The following is a 21074-nucleotide window of genomic DNA, read 5'->3' as shown; positions in this document are numbered from 1 at the left end:
CCCCGTCCACACCCCGTGGGCGGGGCCGCGCGCACGTCGGCCATGCTGACGCCATGCACCCCTCGCTGCGCTGGCTCGGCCCGCACCCGCTGCCCGACGTCCAGCTGGCCTCGGTCGAGGACTCCCCCGACGCCGGTCTCGTCCTGCGCGGGGACGGCTGGTCCCCCGGCGCTGCGGTCGTGCCGCCGGACCTCGCGCTCGCGGACGGGCTCGCGGTCGCCGCGCGTGCGGGCGTGGCGGGACGTGCGCTGCCGACCGGACGGGTGCTCTGCCTGCGCTCGGCCGCCTGGGTCCATGTCGGCGGTACCGCGCCCCGCACCCCGGACACCACCCGGCGACCGGGCAGCTCGGGTCGGGCGAGCCACAAGCTCCGGCTCACCGAGTCGGAGGTGGTGCCGATCGGACGGGTCCTGGTGACCACCCGGTCCCGCACCGTCGTCGACCTGCTCCGGCTGCTCCCCAGCGCCGACGGCGTCGGGCCGGCGCGTGCGCTGCTGCGGGACCCCGGTGTGGCGCGCGAGGTGCGGGCCGTGCTCGCCGATCGGCCCCGCGTGCCGGGCATCCGGCGGGCCGCCGAGGCCATCGCCATGCTCGAGGAGGACTTCGCCCGCGCCTGAGCGCACGGGCCGTACCCGTGCCACAGTGGGAGCCATCGCCATCGAGCGTCGAGCCACGAGGCCGACGCACCGACGAAGGAGTGCCGATGCCGAGGATCGTCGTCGCCGGGGCCTCCGGCCGGCTGGGCGCGCAGGTGTGCGCCGCACTCAGGGTCGTGCCGGGCGCCGTCGTCGTCGCTGGGGACCACCGCGGCGACCGCGCCTCAGCGACCAGGGACCGGGTGGGTGCCGACGAGCACGTCCACCTCGACGTCGGCGACCGCGACTCCGTCGAGGCTGCTCTCACCGGTGCCGACGCCGCGGTCCTCACCGTCCCGGCGCCCACCGCGATCGTCCGTACGGTGGGGCTGCGCCTGGGTGTGCACGTCCTCGACGTCGCCCCCGATGCCGGCACGGCGCGCAGGGCACGCGCGATCGACGGCATGGTCCGGAGAGCAGGCCTGGCGAGCGTGGCGATGGCGGGGATGTTCCCGGGCCTGTCCGGCCTGGCCGCCACACACCTCGCAGCGCGCCTCACCGGCGATCCCGGGGCGGCCATCCACCAGCTGCACGTCGAGCTCGTCCTGCGCCAGAGTTCCAACGCCGACGTCGGACCGACGGGCGTGACCGACCTGCTGCAGCTCGTCGCCGCCCCCGTCGAGCTGGGCGACAGGCGCGTGCGCGGCCTGACCGTGCGCCACCCGCGCGAGGACGGGGTCCGGCTCATCGGCTACGAGGAGGCCGGCGTCCTCGACCGGCACCTGCCCGGGGCGAGCATCCGGTACTGGACCGGATGGGACTCGCGCGCCCAGACCCTCGGCCTCGCCGCCCTGTCCCGGCTGGGCCTGCTGCACGCGGTCGCACCGCGACTCGGCCGTCTCGCCCGGCACGACCCCTCGCGCACGGAGGAGGCCTCCCTCGTCGTCCGCGCGCTCGTCGTCCCGGACGACGGGCCCGCCCGTGGCGCCGGCCTGCGCTTCGACTCCCGCTCGGACTACGGCGCGACGGCGGCGACCGCCGCCGCGCTCACGTCGCTCGCCGTGGGTGGCAGGCTCGTCGGGGCGGGAATCCCTGCGGATCTGACGACCCTGGACGCGGTGCTACCGCTGATTCCTGAGGACGTCGTGCGGGTCGGCGTCGCCTGAGCGTCGCTCACGCGCCGCACGGGCCCCATCCTCGTCGGCGACGAGGCGTGGCCGACTGGTCCCTCAGTTCCGGTCGGTCTTCCGACCCATCACCCGCTGGACGTCCAGGACGCCCTGGACCTGACGGATCGCGGTGAGCACCGAGCCGAGGTGCGCGGTCTCGGCCATCTCGAACACGAACCGGCCCAGCGCCACGCGCTCGCGCGTCGTCGAGATCGAGGCGGACAGGATGTTGACGTGGTTCTCCGAGAGGACCCGGGTGAGGTCGGAGAGCAGGCCGTGCCGGTCGAGGGCCTCGACCTGGACCTGGACGAGGAAGGTCGACTCGGGATTCTCCACCCAGGACACGTCCACCAGCCGCTCGCTCTGCGTGCGCAGCTGCTCGACGTTCTGGCACTCCGCGTGGTGCACGGACACGCCCTGGGAGCGGGTGATGAAGCCGACGATCGGGTCCCCGGGCACCGGCGTGCAGCAGCGGGCGATCTTCACCCACACGTCCGCGCCGTCCATGCCCGCGACGGTGACGCCGGAGTCCCCGGTGCGGCGCACCGGGGTGCGCTCGCCGGGGATGGTGGCCTCGGCCAGGGTCTCCTCGGCGCCGTCGTCGCCGCCCATCGACTGGACGAGCTTGGTGACCACGTTGCCCGACGAGACATGCCCCTCGCCGATGGCCGCGTACAGGGCGGAGACGTCGGCGTAGCGCATCTCCACGGCGAGCGCGTGCACGGCCTCGGCGCTCATCAGCCGCTGGATCGGCATGTTCTGCTTGCGCATCGCCTTGGCCAGGGAGGCCTTGCCGACCTCGATGGCCTCCTCGCGGCGCTCCTTGGTGAACCACTGTCGGATCTTGTTCTTCGCCCGCGGGCTGGCCACGAAGCTGAGCCAGTCCTTCGAAGGGCCGGCCTCGGGGGCCTTGGAGGTGATGACCTCGACGGTCTCGCCGTTCTCCAGGCGCCGGTCGAGCTGGACGAGCTTGCCGCCGACCTTCGCCCCGACGGTGCGGTGCCCGACCTCGGTGTGCACCGCGTAGGCGAAGTCCACCGCCGTCGACCCGCCCGGCAGGGCGAGCACGTCCCCCTTGGGGGTGAAGACGTAGACCTGGGAGCCCGCCATCTCGTAGCGCAGGGAGTCGAGGAACTCGCCGGGGTCGGCGGTCTCCTTCTGCCAGTCCACGAGCTGCCGCAGCCAGCCCATCTCGCCGCCCGCGGGGTCGGCGCCGGCCTGACCCGCCCGGGAGACGTTGTTCTCCTTGTACTTCCAGTGGGCGGCCACGCCGTACTCGGCGCGCCGGTGCATGGCGTGGGTGCGGATCTGGATCTCCACCGGCCGCCCGCCGGGGCCGAGCACGGTCGTGTGCAGCGACTGGTAGAGGTTGAACTTCGGCATGGCGATGTAGTCCTTGAACCGCCCGGGCACGGGGGTCCAGCGGGCGTGCACGGCGCCGAGGACGGTGTAGCAGTCGCCGACCGAGTCCACGAGGACCCGCACACCGACGAGGTCGAAGATGTCGTCGAAGTCCCGGCCGCGGACGATCATCTTCTGGTAGATCGAGTAGTGGTGCTTGGGCCGGCCGGTGACGACGGCCTTGAGCTTGTGGGTCTTGATGTCCTGCTCGATCTGGGTGCGCACCTTGGCCAGGTACTCGTCCCGAGCGGGCGCCCGCTCGGCGACGAGGTGGTCGATCTCCTCGTAGACCCGGGGGTACAGGGTGCGGAAGGAGAGGTCCTCGAGCTCCCACTTGACGGTGTTGACGCCGAGGCGGTGGGCCAGCGGCGCGTAGATCTCGAGGGTCTCGCGGGCCTTGCGGCGCGCGGACTCGGGCTTGACGTACTTCCAGGTGCGCGCGTTGTGCAGCCGGTCGGCGAGCTTGATGACGAGGACGCGGATGTCCTTGGCCATCGCCACGACCATCTTCCGCACGGTCTCGGCCTGCGCGGCCTCGCCGTAGCTGACCTTGTCGAGCTTGGTCACCCCGTCCACGAGGAGCGCGATCTCCTCACCGAACTCCCGGCGGACCTGGTCCAGGGAGTAGTCGGTGTCCTCGACCGTGTCGTGCAGGAGCGCCGAGGCGAGCACGACGTCGGGCATGCCGAGCTCGGCGAGGATCGTCGTCACCGCGACGGGGTGGGTGATGTAGGGCTCGCCCGACTTGCGCAGCTGTCCCTCGTGGGCGCGCTCGGCGACCTCGTAGGCACGCTTGACGAGCTGGAGGTCCGACTTGGGGTGGTTCGCGCGCAGCGCACCGATGACCGGTTCGATCGCCGCCGGGAACTGGTGGGAGCGTCCGCCCAGCCACACCAGGCGCGAGCGTCCCCACCCCGACGGCGAGGCCGTCGGCTGCGGTGTCCGCTCCATCGTCATCCTTGGATCCTAGTCGGCCCCGGCAACCCCGGCCGACGCCGGCGCTCCCGCCCTCAGACGATGATGACGGAGTCGACCCGCCGTCCCTCGAGCCTGGCGCGGCCCCCGAGCTCGGCGAGCTCGATGAGCATGGCCAGCGCGGCGACCTCGGCGCCGGCCTCCTCCATCAGCCGGCAGGCGGCGGCCGCGGTCCCGCCGGTGGCGAGCACGTCGTCGACGACGAGGACCCGCTGGCCGGCGGCGACCGTGGCGGGGCGGACCTCCATGCGCGCCCGGCCGTACTCGAGCTCGTAGTCGGCGCCGAGCACCTCGCCGGGCAGACGTCCGGCCTTGCGGACGGTGATCATGCCGACGCCGAGGGCAACCGCGATCGGCGCACCGAGGATGAAGCCGCGCGACTCGAGACCGGCGACGGCGTCGACCTGGCCCCGGTAGCGCTCCGCGACGGCCGTCACGAGCGCGCCGAAGGCCGGACCGTCGGCGAGCAGCGGGGTGATGTCTCGGAACAGGACGCCCGGCTCCGGGTAGTCCGGGACGAGGTCGATGTGCTCATTGAGCATCGTCGCGATCTCGGGGGCGAAGCTCGCCGGCTCGCTGGTCATCGCTTCTTCCTCCCGGGACGGTCGCTGCCGTCCCCGTCGTCGGTCCCGCCGTCGATGCTCGCGGACACGGTGTCGGTCGCCTCGACGAGCTCGATCTCGTCCTCGTCCGTCCCCGGCCCGTCGCCCGCGCCGGCCCCGGCGCGCTCGTCGAGCACGTCGCGAGTGTGCTGCCGGTAGTCCTCGGTGAGCAACCGCAGGCTCACCTCGGCCGGGGCCGCGATGAACACCGAGGACACGGTCGACAGCAGCATGCCGACGAACAGCGCGAGGGCGATGTCCCCCAGGGTGCTGGCCCCAAGGATCCCGACGCCGATGACGAGGATCGCCCCGACCGGGAGCAGACCCGTCACCGAGGTGTTGATCGATCGCACGAGCGTCTGGTTGACGGCGAGGTTGGCCCGCTCGGCGTAGGTGTCCCGGCCCTGCTCGAGGACGTCGGCCGTGTTCTCCCTGACCTTGTCGAAGACCACGACGGTGTCGTAGAGCGAGTAGCCGAGGATCGTGAGGAAGCCGATGACCGTGGACGGGGTGACCTCGAAGCCGATGGCCGCGTAGACGCCGACCGTGAGGACGACGTCGTTGAGCAGCGCGAAGATCGCCCCCGCGGCGAAGGTCCAGGCACGGAAGTACAGGATCATGACGACCGTGACGAGCGCGAGGAAGATGACCAGGGACAGCAGCGCCTGCTCGGTGACGTCGGCGCCCCAGGTCGGTCCGACGAAGGTGGCGGTGACGTCGTCGACGGGCACGTCGTAGGCCTCGGCCAGCGCCGCGCTGACCTCACGGGTCTGCGCGTCGCTCAGCTCGGAGGTCTGCACGCGCAGGGTGCTCGAGCCGACCTCCGCCACCCGCGGCGCCTCGCCACCGGCCTCGGTAACGGCGTCGACGGCGAGGGACTGCTCGGTCGTGGAGGCGCCGGAGACGGTGAACTGGGACCCGCCCCGGAAGTCGATGCCGGGGTTGATCCCCTTGATCAGCAGCACCGCGACCGAGGCGGCCATGAGGAGGACGACGATGACGAACCACGTCCGGCGCCGCCCGACGAAGTCGATCGAGCGCTTCCCCGTGTAGAGGTCGTTGCCCATCGAGGCCAGCGAGGCCATCACACCACCGCCCCGTCGTCGCCGGGACCGCCGATGTCCGCGTAGGGGTCCACCGACCTCTCCCGTTCCTTCTTCCGCTTCTCCCGCTCGGCGCGGCGCTCGGCCGCCCGCCGCTCGGCGATGGTCGTGCCCGTGGCGGCCCCCTTGCCGGTGCCGCCGGCGGCGTCCGGGTCATCGTTCTTCCCCGCCTTGTCGGGGGAACGGAACCGGCCGGCCCCCCGGTAGCGGGCAGGGTCGGCACCGAGTCGCTCGGGCGAGAGCCCGGAGAGTGGGTGTCCGTCCCGGAAGAACGGCATCCGCACCAGCAGCTGCATCATCGGGTGCGTGAAGATGACGACGACGATGAGGTCGATGATCGTCGTCAGGCCGAGGGTGAACGCGAAGCCGCGCACCCCGCCGACGGCGAGCATGTACAGCACGATCGCGGCGAGGACGTTGACGGCGTCGGCCGCGATGATCGTGCGGCGGGCGCGCTTCCACCCGTGCTCGACGGCCGAGGCCAGGGTGCGGCCGTCGCGGATCTCGTCGCGGATGCGCTCGAAGTAGACGATGAAGGAGTCGGCCGTGGTGCCGATGGCGATGATGAGGCCGGCCACGCCCGGCAGGGAGAGCCGGTAGTTGATCGACCAGCTGAGCAGCGCGATGACGAGGTAGGTCAGCGCGGCCGCCACCACGAGACTGGCCACGGACAGCAGGCCGAGGCCCCGGTACTGCCAGATCATGTAGCCGACGACGAGGACGAGCCCGATGAGCCCGGCGAGCGCGGCGTTGACCAGCTGCTCCGAGCCGAGCGTCGCGGAGATCTGCTCGGTGGACTGCACCTCGAAGGTGATGGGCAGAGAACCGAAGTTCAGCTGGTTGGCCAGCGCGTTGGCCTCCTCGTCGGTGAAGCTCCCGGTGATCTGCGCACTGCCGTCGAGGATCGGCGAGGTGAAGCCCGCGTAGGAGATGACCACGCCGTCGAGCACGATGGCGAACTGGTCGCGGGGCGTCTCGAGGGTGGGCAGGCGCTGGGAGACCTCGGCGAAGACGTCGGTGGCCTCGGAGTTCATCTCGATGTTGACGGCCCACTGGCCGGTCGAGACGCCCTGGCTGTTCGTCTGCATGCCCGAGCTCGCACCGGTCAGCTGCGTGCCCTCGACGACCGCGGGGCCGAGGATGAACTTCGACTGCCCCGAGCTGTCGCAGGCGACGACGGCGGTGTCGGAGTCGTCGGGCCAGCCACCGGCGATGTTGGCCGGGTCGGTGCAGTCCAGCGCGTAGTAGTCGTACATCACGCGCTCGGAGATCCAGGCCTGGTCCGAGGTGTCGGCCGGCTCGGCGGAGGGTTCGGTCGACAGCGTGCCGTCGCCGTCCTCGTCGGCGGCGATGAACGCCGCGCCGCGCACCTCGTCGGGGATCTCGGCCGCGCCGGGGCCGTCGGTCGGCGCGTCCGCCGCTGCCTCGATCGCCCGCTCGACGCCCGCGCTCGCGGACTCAGAGGAGCTCTCCGAGGGCGTCTCACCGCCGTCGGTGGGCACCTCCCCACCGTCGGTGGGGCTCTCCGGACCGTCGCTGGCCGCCTCCTCGGGCAGCAGCGAGGCGGGGTCGATCGTCGTCGGGCCCTGGATGGAGAGCACCGGACGGAAGCGCAGCTGGGCGGAGCGCCGGATGAGGTCGAGGGTCTCCTCCGAGGCCCGGCCCGGGATGGCGACGACGATGTTCTGCCCGCCCTGGCTGGTGATCTCGGCCTCGGCGACGCCGGAGCCGTCGACGCGGTTGCGGATGATCTCGATCGCCTGGGCGATGTCCTCGTCGTCCACGGCCGAGCCGTCGGTGGTGCGCGGGGTGAGGATGACCTGCGTGCCGCCCTCGAGGTCGAGCGCGAGGCGCGGCGCCCAGGAGGCGCTGCCGGCGAGGTTCCCGGCGGCGAGCGTGCCCACCAGGGCGATCGTCAGGACGAGCAGCCCGATGAGGGTGCGCAGGGGCCTGGGCGCGTTGGAGCGGCGCGGGCTGCGCCGCGTGGTGGGGTCCGACACGGGTGGCGGGTCAGGCGCGGTCGTCGCGGCCCTTGCGGCCGTCGTCGAAGAAGTCGTCCGACTGCTCGATCGCCGGGCGGTCGGTGGTGCCGCCGGCCTCGGTGGCCTGCGCGGCGTCGTCGGCGGGGGTGGCGTCCTCATCGTCGAGGTCGTCGTGCGAGCCGTCGGACATCAGCTCGTAGGGCGACTGGGAGGCCGAGGCGATGCCGGAGCGGTGCACGAGGTACTCGCTGCCGTCGGGGTTGGACAGGGTGATGATGTCACCGTTGACCTCGACGACCTGGTGGTAGGTGCGGGCGATGGTCTGGATCCAGCCGCCGGGGACGAGGGCCTGCTCCACCTGCTCGCGCTGACGCTGCTGGGCCTTCTTTCCCTGGCGCGACATGAACCAGAACATGCCGATCATGCCGACGATGAGAAGGAGGAAGATCGGGTCCACGGGTCAACCAATCAGACGGAGGGAGCAACCCCGACAGTGTAGGGCGTCGGCCGGGCGACGGGGCCCAGGTCCCGGTGACCGTCGTCTCCCGTGCCGGACCCGGTCGCCTCAGGTGAACAGCGTGCCCTCGGCGGGCGGGGTGAGCCCGAGGTGGGCGTAGGCCTCGGCGGTGGCCGCCCGGCCGCGCGGGGTGCGCACGATGAGCCCCTCGCGCACGAGGAACGGCTCGGCGACGGTCTCGACGGTCTCGGGCTCCTCGCCCACGGACACGGCCAGGGTCGTCAGCCCCACCGGTCCCCCGCCGAACCGGGTGCACAGGGCTGTGAGCACGGACCGGTCGAGCCGGTCGAGCCCCAGCGCGTCGACCTCGAAGATCGTCAGTGCCGCCCGGGTCGCCTCGAGGTCCCCGACGCCGGTGCCGCGCACCTGGGCGTAGTCCTGGACGCGGCGCAGCAGCCGGTTGGCGATGCGGGGCGTGCCGCGGGAGCGGGCGGCGAGCTCGCTCGCGGCGTCGGCGGTCAGCTCGAGGTCGAGCAGGGTCGCGGAGCGGGTGAGCACCTGGACGAGCTCGTCGGCGCTGTAGTGCTCGAGGTGGGCGGTGAAGCCGAAGCGGTCGCGCAGCGGGGCCGGCAGCAGGCCGGCCCGGGTCGTCGCGCCGACCACGGTGAAGCGCGGCAGCGCGAGCGGGATCGACGTCGCGCCGGGACCCTTGCCGACGACGACGTCGATGCGGAAGTCCTCCATCGCCAGGTAGAGCATCTCCTCGGCGGGACGCGCGAGGCGGTGGATCTCGTCGATGAACAGCACGTCGTGCGGCTCGATCGAGGACAGGATCGCGGCGAGGTCGCCGGCGTGGGTGATCGCCGGGCCCGAGGTCAGGCGCAGGTGGCCCGAGACCTCGGCGGCGATGATCATCGCCAGGGTGGTCTTGCCGAGCCCGGGCGGGCCGGAGAGCAGGACGTGGTCCGGCGCCGTGCCTCGGGCGGCGGCGGCGGACAGCACGAGCGCCAGCTGGTCGCGCACCACGCGCTGGCCGATGAAGTCCGCGAGCCGGCGCGGGCGCAGCGCGGCCTCGGCGGCCCGCTCGACGTCGTCCGCGCCGGTCGTCAGGACGTCGTCCTCCTCGCGCCCCTCAGCCACGGCGGCCACCACCCAGCTGCCGCAGCGCGGCCCGCAGCAGCGCCGGCACGTCGTCCGCGCCGGGTCCGTCCTCGGCCGCCAGCACGGCGTCGACGGCGGCTCGTCCCTGCCCCTCGTTCCAGCCCAGGGAGGTGAGGGCAGCGACGACCTCCTCGGCCTGCCCGCCAGAGGCCGGGACGCCCGCGCCGGGTGCGGCGTCGGTGGTACCGGTGCCCCCCTCGGGCGCGAGGTCCTCGGGCGGGCCGAGCCGGGTGCCCAGCTCGAGGACGATCCGCTGGGCGCCCTTCTTCCCGATGCCGGGCACGCGCTGCAGCGTGGTGAGGTCCTCCTCGGCCACGGCCCGGCGGAGCTGGTCGGGGCTGAGCACCGCGGTCATCGCCAGCGCCAGGCGCGGGCCCACCCCGGAGACCGTCTGCAGGGTCTCGAAGACGTCGCGCTCGTCGACCTCGGCGAAGCCGAACAGGGTGAGGGACTCCTCGCGGACCACCAGCGAGGTCGCCACGGTCACCGCGGCCCCCTCACGCAGCGTGGCCAGGGTGCCCGGCGCGGCCTGGACGGTCATGCCGACCCCGCCGACGACGATCTCGGCCTCCTGCAGGCCGACCCGGCCCACCGTCCCGTGCAGCGATGAGATCACCGGCGTGGTCCCTTCCTTCCGTGGCTGCGGCGGCCACCGCTGCCTCGGCGCGCCGGGAGCCGCTCCGGCCCCGGGAGCGCCGAGGGGTGCCGCCGGAAGAACATGTGTTCGACAGCCTAGCGGCGCGGGGCGACGGCGCCCGCGCGGCGCGCCCGGCGCTCCGCCCCCGCCCACGCGCGCTGCGCCGGGGTGAGGCCCGCGCCGGAGGCGTCGGGGAGCATGCCCGCCCCGCCGTGCTGCGCCGTCGCCGACCCGGTCCCGAGCGCGCCGCCGCGCCAGGCGTGGCAGATGGCCAGGGCCAGCGCATCGGCGGCGTCGGCCGGACGGGGTGCCACCTCGAGGGTGAGGATCCGGCGCACCATCTCCTGGACCGCCCGCTTCTCCGCGCGCCCGTCCCCGGTGACGGCCGCCTTGACCTCGCTGGGGGTGTGCAGGGCGAGGGCCGCGCCGGCGCGCGCGGCGGCGAGCATGGCGACCCCGGCCACCTGGGAGGTGCCGGTGACCGAGCGGACGTTGGACTGGGCGAAGACCCGTTCGACGGCCACGACGTCGGGCCGGTACTGGGCCAGCACGGCGTCGAGCCGGTCGGCCACGGCGAGCAGCCGCAGGTGCGGGTCGGTCTCCGCGTCGGTGCGCACAACCTCGACGTGGACCAGGGAGACGGTGCGGCCGCTGCCGCGGTCGACCACGCCGATGCCGCAGCGGGTCAGGCCGGGGTCGACTCCGAGGATGCGCACGCCGTCCACTGTGTCATCCGCGCTCACAGCAGGCGCGCAACGCCGCGCACGAGTGTGGCCAGCGCCCCGGCGCCGGCGACGAGCATGACGAGACGCCGGGCCGACTCCGAGGGCACCCGGCGGGCGAGCACCCCGGCCAGGGGGACGACCGCCACCACGGTGGCCGCCAGCAGGACGACCACCCACCACGGCGGCAGGGCGTCGACCGGGTTGGCACCCACGGCGACCTTCGACAGTACCGAGAGCAGGCCCATGGTGAAGAAGGTGGGCTGCAGCGAGGCGACGAACGAGGCGTGCGGCCAGCGCGAGAGCCGGCTGTACATCACCAGGGAGGGGCCGGCCACCCCGGCGGTGGTGTTGAAGAAGCCGCCGACCGCCCCGGCGATCCCGGCGGCGAGGCGTCCGCTCACCTGCGGGAGCCGGTCGGCCGCGGCGGCCAGCGCGGTGCCGGCCAGCCCCAGCAGGAGCACGGCGCCGACGATGATCTCCAGCCAGGCCAGCGGCAGCTCGCGCACGACCAGGGCCGCAGGCACCGCGCCGAGCACGACGCACGGCAGCAGGACGCGCAGCCGGGGCCGGTCCACCGGACGGCCCATCGCCCGCCAGATGACCAGGGCCGAGACGGTGGTGGTGGCGTTCGTCAGCCACACCCCCGTGACCGGTCCGAGCAGCAACGACAGCACGGGGGCGACAACCATGCCCACGCCCATGCCGGAGACCCGCTGCAGCGTGGCCCCCACCGCGACGGCGAGGACGGCCACCGCGATCTCGACTCCGGACATCAGGCCACCGGGGCTGATCCGTGGACGGCTCAGTCCTCCTGGTCGAGCTCGGCGAGGACCTCGTCGGGGATGTCGACGTTGCTGGAGACGTTCTGCACGTCGTCGAGGTCGTCGAGCGCGTCGATGAGGCGCATCACCTTGCCCGCGCCCTCGGCGTCGACGGTGACCTCCATGGAGGGGACGAACTGGGTCTCGGCGGAGTCGTAGTCCAGGCCGGCGTCGACCAGGGCGGTGCGCACGGCGACGACGTCGGTGGCCTCGGAGAGGATCTCGAAGGTCTCCCCCTCGTCGGTGACCTCCTCGGCACCGGCGTCGAGGACGGCCGCCAGGACGTCGTCCTCGGCCACGCCCTCGGCCTTGGGGACCACGACGACGCCGCGCCGGTTGAACAGGTAGGCGACCGAACCGGGGTCGGCGAGGTTGCCGCCGTTGCGGGTGAAGGCCACCCGCACGTCAGAGGCCGCACGGTTCTTGTTGTCGGTGAGGCACTCGACCAGCAGCGCGACGCCGCCGGGGGCGTAGCCCTCGTACATGATCGTCTCGTAGTCGGCACCGCCGGCGAGCTCGCCGGACCCGCGCTTGACGGCGTTGTCGATGTTGCTCGACGGGACCGAGTTCTTCTTCGCCTTCTGGATGGCGTCGAACAGGGTGGGGTTGCCGGTCGGGTCACCGCCGCCCGTGCGGGCCGCGACCTCGATGTTCTTCACCAGGCGGGCGAACAGCTTGCCCCGCTTGGCGTCGATCGCCGCCTTCTTGTGCTTGGTCGTCGCCCACTTGGAATGTCCGGCCATCGTCTCTCCCTCGCCTCGGTCCCGCTCGGTGTCGGCGTCCGGAACGCGGCGTGCACCGCGCGTCGACGGCGCCAGGTCCGTCGGGCATCGTACCTTCCGCACGGACCCGCGCCTCGTCGACGCGACGGGGTCCGCGGCCGGTCAGTCGTCCTGGGTCAGGTGCGGGCAGCTGCCGTCCCAGCCCTGGGCCAGCGTGCGGAGCAGCCCGGGCAGCTCGGACGGGTAGACGGTGCCGCCCTCCGCCACGAGCGCGTCGAGCTCGGCGGGGCTGAACCAGCGCACCTGGTCGAGCACCTCCCGCTCGAGGTCGGTCCACCCCGCCGCCGAGGTCGACGGGCGGCGGCCGGGCACGCGCCCGACGAAGAAGATCTCGTCCTGGCGCACGGTGCGGCGCACGAAGCGGAAGGTGGCGCTGCGGGTGGCGACGGGCCCGAGCAGGTGCCCCGCCGCGAGCTCGATCCCGGTCTCCTCGGCGAGCTCGCGCACCGCGCCGGTGCGGGGGTCCTCCTCCGGGCCGATGCCGCCGCCGACGGTGAACCACCAGCGGTGCGCGTCGTCGTCGCCGTCGTGGCCCTCGACCAGCAGCAGGTCACCGGCCTCGTCGAGCAGGAGGACCCGCGCGCCGCGGCGGAAGGGGATGCCGTCGGCGCCGGGGACCCACTCGGGGCCGAGGACGTCGTCGGGCTCCTCGGGAGCGGGGGGACGGGACTCAGGCACGGGTGAACACCTCACGGTCGGTGACGACGCGGTGCAGCAGGGCGGCCTCGCGCTCACGGTGGTCGGCGGACGGCCGCCCCGCCCGGGCACCGTGGCGCGCCAGGGCGAGCTCGACGGCGGCCTGCTGGAAGTCGATCATCGCGTTCCTGGACCGGCGTCCGGCCCGCGCGCTCCACCGCACGGCGTCGCGGCGCGCACGGGTGGACATGAGCATGTCGACCTCGAAGCGGGCGAACCACCCGGCGGCGGCGTAGTCGCGCAGCCCGCGGGCGATCGAGCGGTGCTCGGTGCGGCGCAGCCACAGCACGAGGGCCACGAGCGCGGCGAAGAGCGGGACCTGGAAGGACCAGAAGACCTGGAGGAAGGAGCCGGTCACGGCCGTCCAGTTCCACAGGGCGTGCAGCGCGACGGCGGCGAGCAGGCCGGGCAGGACCAGCAGCCACCGGCCGGGTCGGCGCGACCGCACGGCCAAACCCAGCGCCAGGCCCGTGCACACGGTGAACACCGGGTGCACCAGCGGGGTCATGATCCCGCGCTGGATGAACACCGCGGTGACGGAGTCCCAGTAGGTGAGGAAGTACTGGATGTTCTCCACCGCGGCGAAGCCGCCGCCGATCGCCAGGGAGTAGACGACGCCGTCGACCGGTCCGTGGAGCTGCCCGCGCCCGATGAGCAGGACGACGACGAGGCCCAGGCCCTTCATCACCTCCTCCGTCACCGGCGCGCTGAGCACCGCGGTGAGGGTGGCGGCCCGCTCGGCGCCGACCTCGGGGGCGAGGACCTCGTGGACGAGGGAGTTCCCGGTGGCCGCCACCGCGGTGGCCACGCCCGCGCCCCAGGCCAGGGCGACGAGCAGCAGCCCGCGCGGCTCGGGCTCCCAGGCGTCGATCCAGCGCAGCAGCAGGAGGATCCCGACGAAGGGCACCACCGCCAGCGCGACGGCGACGGCGATCTGGCCCGGGCCGGACGTCCCGCCGATGAGCTGGGGCAGGATCCACGTCAGTCCGAGGGCGGCGAGGAGGATCGCGCCGAGCTCGACCAGGGTGACGGTCGTCGACCGCCGTCGCGGGGCGGGCCAGGAGGTGGGGGTGCGGCCCGGGCCCGGTCCGCGCCCGATGCTCGTCGGGGAGGTCACGGGCACACCCTAGGAGTCCCGCGCGGCCTCGGCCGGTGCCCCGCCCGGGCGGTCCTGCCCTGCGCCGGAGGTCACGCGCCGGTAGACCGCCTCGACGCGGGCCGCCACGACCGACCAGTCGTAGCGCTCCACGGCGGCGGCGGCCCGGTCGGCGCGTGCGCGTGCGGCCGCGCGGTCGTTGAGGGCCTCGTCGATGCGGTCGGCGAGGTCGCCCGGGTCCCCGTTGCGGGCGAGCAGGCCGAGGCGGCCCTGGCCCTCGTCCGCGTGCCGGGCGTCGTCCGCCTCATCACCGGCGGTGAGGACGGCGGCGAAGGCCGGCAGGTCGGCGGCGACGACGGGGGCTCCGGCGGCCATCGCCTCGACGAGGACGATCCCGAAGCTCTCGCCGCCGGTGTGGGGGGCGACGAACACATCCGCGTCGCGCAGCAGCGCGATCTTGTGCTCCTCACCGACCCGGCCGAGGATCTCCGCGCCGGGGGCGCGGTCGGCGAGCAACCGCTGGGCGGCGGGTACGCCCGGACCGGCGACGACGAGCCGGGCCCCGGGGTGCCGACGGGCGAGGGCCGGCCACGCCTCGGCGAGCACGCGCAGGCCCTTGCGCGGCTCGTCGGCCCGCCCGAGGAACAGGACGCGGGGGGCCTGCCCCTCAGCCGCGGTCGGCTCCGGCGCGTCCGGGAGCTCCTGTGCGCGCGGGAGCTCGACGGCGCCCGACGCGGTGGGCCGGAAGGCGGCGACGTCGATGCCGTTGGGGATGACCTCGCACTCGGCGCCGAGCCAGTCCCGCTGCGTGCGGGCGGCCTCGGCGGAGACGGCGATGCGGGCGGCCAGCGGGCGCAGGTGGCGGCGCTGGGCGCGCCGGAGCGGGCCGAGGGGTCCGATCCGGTCGATCGAGGCGTGGAAGGTCGCCACCACGGGGACGCCGGCGCGCGCGGCCGCCCGCAGGGCGAAGGCGGACGCGGAGGGGACCTCGGGCTCGTGGACGTGGAGCACGTCGAGGTCGGCTCCGCGCACCCACCGGCGGGCGCGCAGCGCCGTCGTCGGGCGCGGGGCGACGCGGGCGACCGACCCGTTGAAGCGGAACGGTAGCCCCGGCCCGGTGACCGTCTCGTGCGGCTCGCGCGGCGTGCTGCCCGGAGCCAGGGTGAGCACCTCGTGCCCGCGTGCGCGCAGGGCCGCGGCGAGCTGGCGGACGTGGGCGTCCACCCCACCGGGGTGGGCGACGTCGTAGGGGTGGGCGATGCCGATCCTCATGCGACGGCGGGCGAGACGTCCTCGCGCGCGTGCCGGGCGGCGAGCCGGTCGCGATCGAGGTCGGCGGTGAAGACCGGCTGGAGCATGTGCCACTGCTCGGGGTGGTCCCGCAGGAAAGGCTCGGCGACGCCCGCCCAGGCACGCGTGAGCGCGACGACCTCGGCGCGGTCCACCGGCCGCGCACCGCCGTCCGTGCCCGGGCCGCCGGTTCCCGCGCCGTCCGCCCCGGGCCGCAGGTCGCCGGCCGTGACCGGCGCGCTGAACTTGGTGACGATCCCCCACCGGCTGCCCGCCCGCGCCGCGCGCGCTCCGGTGAGCCGCTCGTGGCGGATGGTGATGACGACCAGCGTGGCGTCGATCGCCAGGGCCAGCGCGGCGGGACCGGCGGCCACGAGCATCGGGTGACCCGAGACCTCGACCTCGACCCCGGAGCGGCCCAGGTCCCGGTCGGCCAGCAGCGGGACGAGGTAGGGCCGTCGCGGCGCCTCCTCGACGAGACGCGGCAGGACGGGGGAGCCGTCGTCGACGACGATGCGCATGCCCAGATCGGTGCGCAGGCCGAGGAACTGCTCGTGCAGGACGTCGGGCCGCAGCCGCTCGGCGACGGTGAGCACCGTGGCCATGTCCAGGCACGACCAGGCCCCGGCGAGGTCCCAGTTGCCCGCGTGCAGCAGCGCCGCGACCACCGGGCGGCCGCTGTCGAAGACCGGCTGGACGTGCTCGCGCCCGACCGTGCGCATGCGGGCGCGGACCTGCTCCGGGCGCGCCCGGCCCAGGGTGAGCGCCTCGGCGAAGTAGCGCAGATAGCCGCGCATGTTCGCACGCACGGCCCGATCGACCTGGGTGGGGCTGAGGTCGGGTCGCAGCCGCGCGGTGTGGGTGGCGATGCGCCGGTTGCGCGCGGTGGGCAGCGACCCGGCGAGCGTCCCGAGGCCGGCGGTCACCCGGTCGAGGACGGGTTCGGGCACGCGCTCGACGAGCCGGGCGGCCGCCGGCAGCAGCCGCAGCGGGTCCATACTCACGTGCCGCTCCCCTGGGCCCGCGCCTGGGCGATGACCTGCGCGAGCCGCTGACCGGCGGTGACCAGCCCGGCGAGCGCGACGAGACCGAGGGCCGCGGCCAGGACACCGGCCGGTGCACCGAGCCCGTGGGCGAGCAGGGCGACGAGGACGACGAGGAGGCGGTCCGCCCGTTCGGCGAGCCCGCCGGTGACCGTGAACCCCTCGGCCTCGCCCCGGGCCTTGGTGAAGGGCACGAGCTGGTCGGCCAGCAGCGCCGCGAGGCCGGCGGCGGCCAGCCAGGTGCCCTCGGCGCCGGGGACCGCCCGCACGGCGTACAGCACGATCGCGGCCAGCAGGACGCCGTCGACGATGCGGTCCGTGACGGAGTCGACGACGGCGCCGAACCGGGAGGAGGTGCCGGTGGCCCGCGCGACCTGGCCGTCGAGGGCGTCGACGAGGACCGTCGCGCCGAGCACGAGGGCACCGACCGTGTGGTGGCCGGTGGGCACCAGGGCGAGGGTGACCGCCAGCGTCACCGCTCCCCCGGCCAGGGTCACCGCGGTGGCCGGGACCCGCAGCCGGACGAGCAGGCGCGTCACCGGTCCGAGGAGCGCCTCGGTGATCCCGCGCCCGTTCGAGGAGAGCATCAGGGACTCGGCCGCGCGCCGGGGCCCCGGTCGGCGTCCCCGCTCGCGCCGTCCGGCGTCGCCGGATCGTCGTGCGCGGGGTCGTCGTGCGCCGGGTCGCCCCACGCCTCGGCGAGCAGCGTGCGGGTCTCGTCGAGCAGCTGGGGCACGGCCTTGGTGCGGGCGACGACGGGCAGGAAGTTGGCGTCGCCGGCCCACCTCGGCACCACGTGCTGGTGCAGGTGGGCGGCGATCCCGGCGCCGGCCACGGCTCCCTGGTTCATGCCGAGGTTGAAGCCGGCCGGGGCGGAGACGGCGCGGATGACGCGCATCGCGCGGGTGGACAGCGCCGCGACCTCCTCGCGCTCGGCCACGGTGAGGTCGGTGAGGTCGGCGACGTGGCGGTAGGGGCACACGAGCAGGTGCCCGGGGTTGTAGGGGAAGAGGTTGAGCACGACGTAGGCGCTCGACCCCCGGTGCACGATGAGCCCCTCGGCGTCCCCGCGCCCCGGTGAGGTGCAGAACGGGCAGGACTCCTCGCCGCCCGCGCGGGGCCGCACCTCGCCGCCGGCGTCGCCGACGTAGACCATCCGGTGCGGCGTCCAGAGCCGCTGGAGGGCGTCGGGAACCCCGGGCAGGTCCTCGGCGGGCTCCTCGGTGGTCATCGATCGTCCCCCGCTCAGCCCGCGACGGCGGTCTCGTCGGCGGCACCCTCCGACCCGGGCGCGGCCGGGTCGGCGTTCACGCGTGAGCGGACGTGGGCGACGATCTCGGCGACCGCCTGGTCGACGGGCACCTGGTTGCGCTGGCTGCCGTCGCGGTAGCGGAAGGAGACGGCGCCGGCCTCCTCGTCCTCGCCGCCGGCGATGAGCACGAAGGGGGCCTTGACCTTGGCCGCGTTGCGGATCTTCTTGCCGAAGCGGTCGTCGGACACGTCGAGCTCGACCCGCACCCCCTCGGCGCGCAGCTTGTCGGCGACGGAGGCGAGGTGCCCCTCGAAGGCCTCGGCGACGGGGATGCCGAGGACCTGCACCGGCGAGAGCCAGGCGGGGAAGCTGCCCGCGTAGTGCTCGAGCAGCACGCCGAAGAACCGCTCGATGGAGCCGAACAGGGCGCGGTGGATCATCACCGGGCGCTGCCGGCTGCCGTCGCTGGCGGTGTACTCCAGCTCGAAGAGCTCGGGCTCGAAGAAGTCGAGCTGGATGGTGGACAGCTGCCAGGTCCGGCCGATGGCGTCCTTGGCCTGGACGGAGATCTTCGGGCCGTAGAAGGCGGCGCCGCCCGGGTCGTCGACGAGCTCGAGCCCGGACTCGGCGGCGACCTCCGCGAGCGTGGCGGTGGCCTCCTCCCAGGTCTGCTCGTCGCCGACCGACTTCTCCGGGTCGCGGGTGGACAGCTCGAGGTAGAAGTCGTCGAGCCCGTAGTCCTTCAGGAGGTCGAGGACGAAGGTGAGCAGACGGGAGAGCTCGTCCTTCATCTGCTCGCGGGTGGTGTAGATGTGCGCGTCGTCCTGCGTGAAGCCGCGTGCCCGGGTCAGGCCGTGCACGACCCCGGACTTCTCGTACCGGTAGACGTGCCCGAACTCGAACAGCCGCATGGGCAGCTCGCGGTAGGAACGGCCGCGCGAGCGGTAGACGAGGTTGTGCATGGGGCAGTTCATCGGCTTGAGGTAGTAGTCCTGGCCCTGCTTGGTGACCTGGCCGTCGGCGCCCACCTCCTCGTCGATGTGCATCGGCGGGTACATGCCGTCCGCGTACCACTCGAGGTGCTTCGAGGTCTCGAAGAGGTTCTTCTTCGTGATGTGCGGGGTCTGGACGAACGAGTAGCCGGCCTCGACGTGGCGCCGGCGCGAGTACTCCTCCATCTCCATCCGGATCATCGCGCCCTTGGGGTGGAACACCGGCAGGCCGGAGCCGATCTCGTCGGGGAAGGAGAAGAGGTCGAGCTCGGAGCCGAGCCGGCGGTGGTCGCGGCGCTCGGCCTCGGCGAGCCGGTCGAGGTGCGCGGTGAGCTCGGCCTTCGTGGGCCAGGCGGTGCCGTAGATGCGCTGGAGCTGGGGGTTCTTCTCCGAGCCGCGCCAGTAGGCGGCGGCCGAGCGCATGAGCTTGTACCCGTTGCCGATGAGCCGGGTGCTGGGCAGGTGCGGGCCGCGGCACAGGTCGCCCCAGGCCACCTCTCCCCCGCGTCGGACGTTGTCGTAGATCGTCAGCTCGGTGCCGCCGACCTCCACGGCCGCGCCCTCGGCGACCTCGGTGCCGTCCTCGGCGTTCCCCCCCGAGCCGGGCCCGCCGGCCAGGGCGACGAGCTCGAGCTTGTACGGCTCGGCGCCGAGCTCGGCCTCGGCCTCCTCGCGCGTGACCACGCGGCGCACGAAGCGCTGGCCCTCCTTGACGATGCGGCCCATCACCTTCTCCAGCTCGCGGAGCTGGTCGGGGGTGAAGGGCTCGTCGACGTCGAAGTCGTAGTAGAAGCCGTCGGTGATCGGCGGGCCCACGCCGAGCCGGGCCTGCGGGTTCACCTGCTGCACCGCCTGGGCGAGGACGTGCGCGGTCGAGTGGCGCAGGATCGACAGCCCGTCGGGGCTGTCGATGGTCACGGACTCGACGACGGCGCCATCGCCGAGGGTGGACAGGTCGGTGTCGAGGTCGCGCAGCTCGCCGTCGACGCGCAGGGCGACGACGTCGCGTCGGCAGTCGAGGTGGTCGGTGCCCGTCGTCCCCGGGGTCACCTCGAGGAGCTCGTCGTCGAGGCGGACGGTGACGGGGGGTACGGACATGGCGGTGTGGCTCCTCGCGGTGGGTGCTGCGGACTCGTCGCGCCCGTCGGCGCGGGTGCTGAGCCATGCTACCGACGCCCGCACGCACCGGGTCGCGCTCCCCATCGACGGGGCCGCCGACGGGGCCGCGCGGCAGGCATCCTGGTGGCCGGCCGACACCAGGAGAAGATCTCGTGCCAGGAACCATCAGGGCGCTGCCCGCCCTTGGGGCCGTCGCCCTCGCCCTGCTGGGTGTCTCGGCCTGCGTGGACGGCACCGACCCGCCGGCGGGCGAGGAGATCGTCGGCACCACGGTGATGACCTGGAGCGCGGGATCGGTCGCCGAGGAGGTCGAGGCCCCGGCAGACACGATCCTGCGCTCCCCGCAGGAATACCGGGACTGGCTCGAGGGCCTGACCGGACCGCCCGAGCTGGCCGAGGCGCTCGAGGCGGACCTCGACCTGCAGAGCTCCGTCGCGGTGGTCGCGAGCTTCTACCAGTGCGACAACGCGCTGCGGCTCGTCACCGACGGCACCGGCGCGATCGCGGCCCAGACCTACGACCCCACGCCCGAGGACACGTTCGACTGCGCCGAGAGCCCGCTCACGGTCACGCTGTTCGAGGTCGGGCTCGACGAGCTGGGCGTCGACTCGGCCGACGACGCCCGGCTCGTCGAGGACCTCGGCGGTGACTCATGACGCGGCGCAGCGGGGCAGCCGCCGTCGCCGGACTGCTCCTGCTCGCCGGCTGCTCGGGCGACCCGACGGGGGGCGATCCCACGACGGGTGCCCCGGGCGGTGGCGCACGAGGAGGCATCGAGGAGGTGGGCGAGACCGTCGCCTCGTGGGACGAGTGGGACGGCGGCGAGGAGCTCGATGCCTCCGTCGGTGAGATCGAGGCCGTGCTGCGTACCCAGGAGGAGTACGAGGCATGGCTCGACAGCCTCCCGCTGTCCGATGAGTCCGTGGCGCAGCTGACCACCGACATCGACTTCGGAGCGCACGTGGCGGTCACGGGCGCCCACTTCCACTGCTTCAGCTACCTGGCGCTGCTCACCGACGGCGCCGGCGGGGTCGACACACGCAACGTGCAGCACCCGGCCGACGAGGGCACGGACTGCGACTCGAGCCCGGTCCGGATCGCGGTGGTCGTCGCCACCCTGGACGAGCTGGGCGTCGGCTCGGCCGACGACGTGCACCGCGACACGACGATCGGCGACGAGCGGTAGCCGCAGCCGG

At 73.9% G+C, this 21074-nt stretch carries 21 protein-coding genes; 4 read left to right on the top strand and 17 right to left on the bottom strand.

All coding sequences use genetic code 11. The features are described from left to right. Nucleotides 1-53: 53 nt before the first annotated feature. Together AC3D3D_RS00980 and AC3D3D_RS00975 are read left to right on the top strand one after the other, a co-directional pair. Nucleotides 54-617, top strand: a complete 564-nt coding sequence (locus AC3D3D_RS00980; RefSeq protein WP_463661448.1) for a hypothetical protein — start codon at nt 54-56, stop codon at nt 615-617. A gap of 86 nt (nt 618-703) precedes the next feature. Then, nucleotides 704-1741 (top strand): saccharopine dehydrogenase family protein, encoded by a 1038-nt coding sequence (locus tag AC3D3D_RS00975; protein WP_463661449.1) that lies wholly within the window; start codon nt 704-706, stop codon nt 1739-1741. Nucleotides 1742-1804: 63 nt separating this feature from the next. Here the strand turns inward: AC3D3D_RS00975 and AC3D3D_RS00970 are convergent, their stop codons facing one another. The 17 genes from AC3D3D_RS00970 to thrS all read right to left on the bottom strand — a co-directional run bounded on the left by AC3D3D_RS00970 (nt 1805) and on the right by thrS (nt 19857). Beyond that, nucleotides 1805-4102: a RelA/SpoT family protein gene (locus AC3D3D_RS00970; RefSeq protein WP_463661450.1), complete on the bottom strand. Its 2298-nt coding sequence runs from the start codon at nt 4100-4102 to the stop codon at nt 1805-1807. A 53-nt stretch (nt 4103-4155) separates the two neighbouring features. Further along, on the bottom strand, nt 4156-4704 hold the full coding sequence (locus AC3D3D_RS00965) for an adenine phosphoribosyltransferase (RefSeq protein WP_463661451.1): 549 nt from the start codon (nt 4702-4704) through the stop codon (nt 4156-4158). Then, complete coding sequence (secF, locus tag AC3D3D_RS00960) at nt 4701-5807, bottom strand: protein translocase subunit SecF (RefSeq protein WP_463661452.1); 1107 nt, start codon at nt 5805-5807, stop codon at nt 4701-4703. The genes AC3D3D_RS00965 and secF overlap by 4 nt, the downstream gene beginning before the upstream one ends. Next, nucleotides 5807-7825 carry a protein translocase subunit SecD gene (gene secD / locus AC3D3D_RS00955; protein WP_463661453.1) on the bottom strand — a complete coding sequence of 673 codons (2019 nt, stop codon included), beginning with the start codon at nt 7823-7825 and terminating at the stop codon, nt 5807-5809. Before secD ends, secF begins: the two co-directional genes overlap by 1 nt. A 10-nt stretch (nt 7826-7835) precedes the next feature. Then, complete coding sequence (locus AC3D3D_RS00950) at nt 7836-8264, bottom strand: preprotein translocase subunit YajC (protein WP_463661454.1); 429 nt, start codon at nt 8262-8264, stop codon at nt 7836-7838. A 108-nt stretch (nt 8265-8372) separates the two neighbouring features. Beyond that, complete coding sequence (gene ruvB / locus AC3D3D_RS00945; protein WP_463661455.1) at nt 8373-9413, bottom strand: Holliday junction branch migration DNA helicase RuvB; 1041 nt, start codon at nt 9411-9413, stop codon at nt 8373-8375. Beyond that, nucleotides 9397-10041, bottom strand: a complete 645-nt coding sequence (ruvA, locus tag AC3D3D_RS00940; RefSeq protein WP_463661456.1) for a Holliday junction branch migration protein RuvA — start codon at nt 10039-10041, stop codon at nt 9397-9399. The genes ruvB and ruvA overlap by 17 nt, the downstream gene beginning before the upstream one ends. Before the next feature lie 116 nt (nt 10042-10157). Beyond that, nucleotides 10158-10778 carry a crossover junction endodeoxyribonuclease RuvC gene (gene ruvC, locus AC3D3D_RS00935; RefSeq protein ID WP_463661457.1) on the bottom strand — a complete coding sequence of 207 codons (621 nt, stop codon included), beginning with the start codon at nt 10776-10778 and terminating at the stop codon, nt 10158-10160. A 23-nt stretch (nt 10779-10801) separates the two neighbouring features. Beyond that, nucleotides 10802-11560, bottom strand: coding sequence for a sulfite exporter TauE/SafE family protein (locus tag AC3D3D_RS00930; protein WP_463661458.1), 759 nt, complete (start codon nt 11558-11560; stop codon nt 10802-10804). Between the two features lie 29 nt (nt 11561-11589). Further along, nucleotides 11590-12351, bottom strand: coding sequence for a YebC/PmpR family DNA-binding transcriptional regulator (locus AC3D3D_RS00925; protein WP_463661459.1), 762 nt, complete (start codon nt 12349-12351; stop codon nt 11590-11592). Between the two features lie 141 nt (nt 12352-12492). Continuing rightward, nucleotides 12493-13068 (bottom strand): NUDIX hydrolase, encoded by a 576-nt coding sequence (locus tag AC3D3D_RS00920; RefSeq protein ID WP_463661460.1) that lies wholly within the window; start codon nt 13066-13068, stop codon nt 12493-12495. Further along, a complete protein-coding gene (locus AC3D3D_RS00915) occupies nt 13061-14203 on the bottom strand; it encodes a PrsW family intramembrane metalloprotease (protein WP_463661461.1) in 1143 nt (380 codons plus the stop codon). The genes AC3D3D_RS00920 and AC3D3D_RS00915 overlap by 8 nt, the downstream gene beginning before the upstream one ends. A gap of 9 nt (nt 14204-14212) precedes the next feature. Next, nucleotides 14213-15454, bottom strand: coding sequence for a glycosyltransferase family 4 protein (locus AC3D3D_RS00910; RefSeq protein ID WP_463661462.1), 1242 nt, complete (start codon nt 15452-15454; stop codon nt 14213-14215). Next, nucleotides 15451-16470 (bottom strand): phosphatidylinositol mannoside acyltransferase, encoded by a 1020-nt coding sequence (locus AC3D3D_RS00905; RefSeq protein ID WP_463661599.1) that lies wholly within the window; start codon nt 16468-16470, stop codon nt 15451-15453. The genes AC3D3D_RS00910 and AC3D3D_RS00905 overlap by 4 nt, the downstream gene beginning before the upstream one ends. Nucleotides 16471-16472: 2 nt before the next feature. Continuing rightward, entirely contained in the window at nt 16473-17102 is a 630-nt protein-coding gene (locus AC3D3D_RS00900; RefSeq protein WP_463661463.1) for a CDP-alcohol phosphatidyltransferase family protein, read from the bottom strand. Next, nucleotides 17102-17746 carry an HIT family protein gene (locus AC3D3D_RS00895; protein ID WP_463661464.1) on the bottom strand — a complete coding sequence of 215 codons (645 nt, stop codon included), beginning with the start codon at nt 17744-17746 and terminating at the stop codon, nt 17102-17104. The genes AC3D3D_RS00900 and AC3D3D_RS00895 overlap by 1 nt, the downstream gene beginning before the upstream one ends. A gap of 14 nt (nt 17747-17760) precedes the next feature. After that, a complete protein-coding gene (gene thrS / locus AC3D3D_RS00890) occupies nt 17761-19857 on the bottom strand; it encodes a threonine--tRNA ligase (protein ID WP_463661465.1) in 2097 nt (698 codons plus the stop codon). 173 nt (nt 19858-20030) lie between these two features. On the opposite strand from thrS, the gene AC3D3D_RS00885 reads away from it, so the two are divergent. Together AC3D3D_RS00885 and AC3D3D_RS00880 are read left to right on the top strand one after the other, a co-directional pair. Further along, nucleotides 20031-20534 (top strand): hypothetical protein, encoded by a 504-nt coding sequence (locus AC3D3D_RS00885; protein WP_463661466.1) that lies wholly within the window; start codon nt 20031-20033, stop codon nt 20532-20534. Then, nucleotides 20531-21064, top strand: a complete 534-nt coding sequence (locus tag AC3D3D_RS00880; protein ID WP_463661467.1) for a hypothetical protein — start codon at nt 20531-20533, stop codon at nt 21062-21064. The genes AC3D3D_RS00885 and AC3D3D_RS00880 overlap by 4 nt, the downstream gene beginning before the upstream one ends. Nucleotides 21065-21074 lie beyond the last annotated feature (10 nt).

The organism is Georgenia sp. X1117, assembly GCF_057784635.1.
The sequence above is the reverse complement of the archived record's forward strand: the minus strand, read 5'-3'. Positions and strand labels throughout refer to the sequence as shown.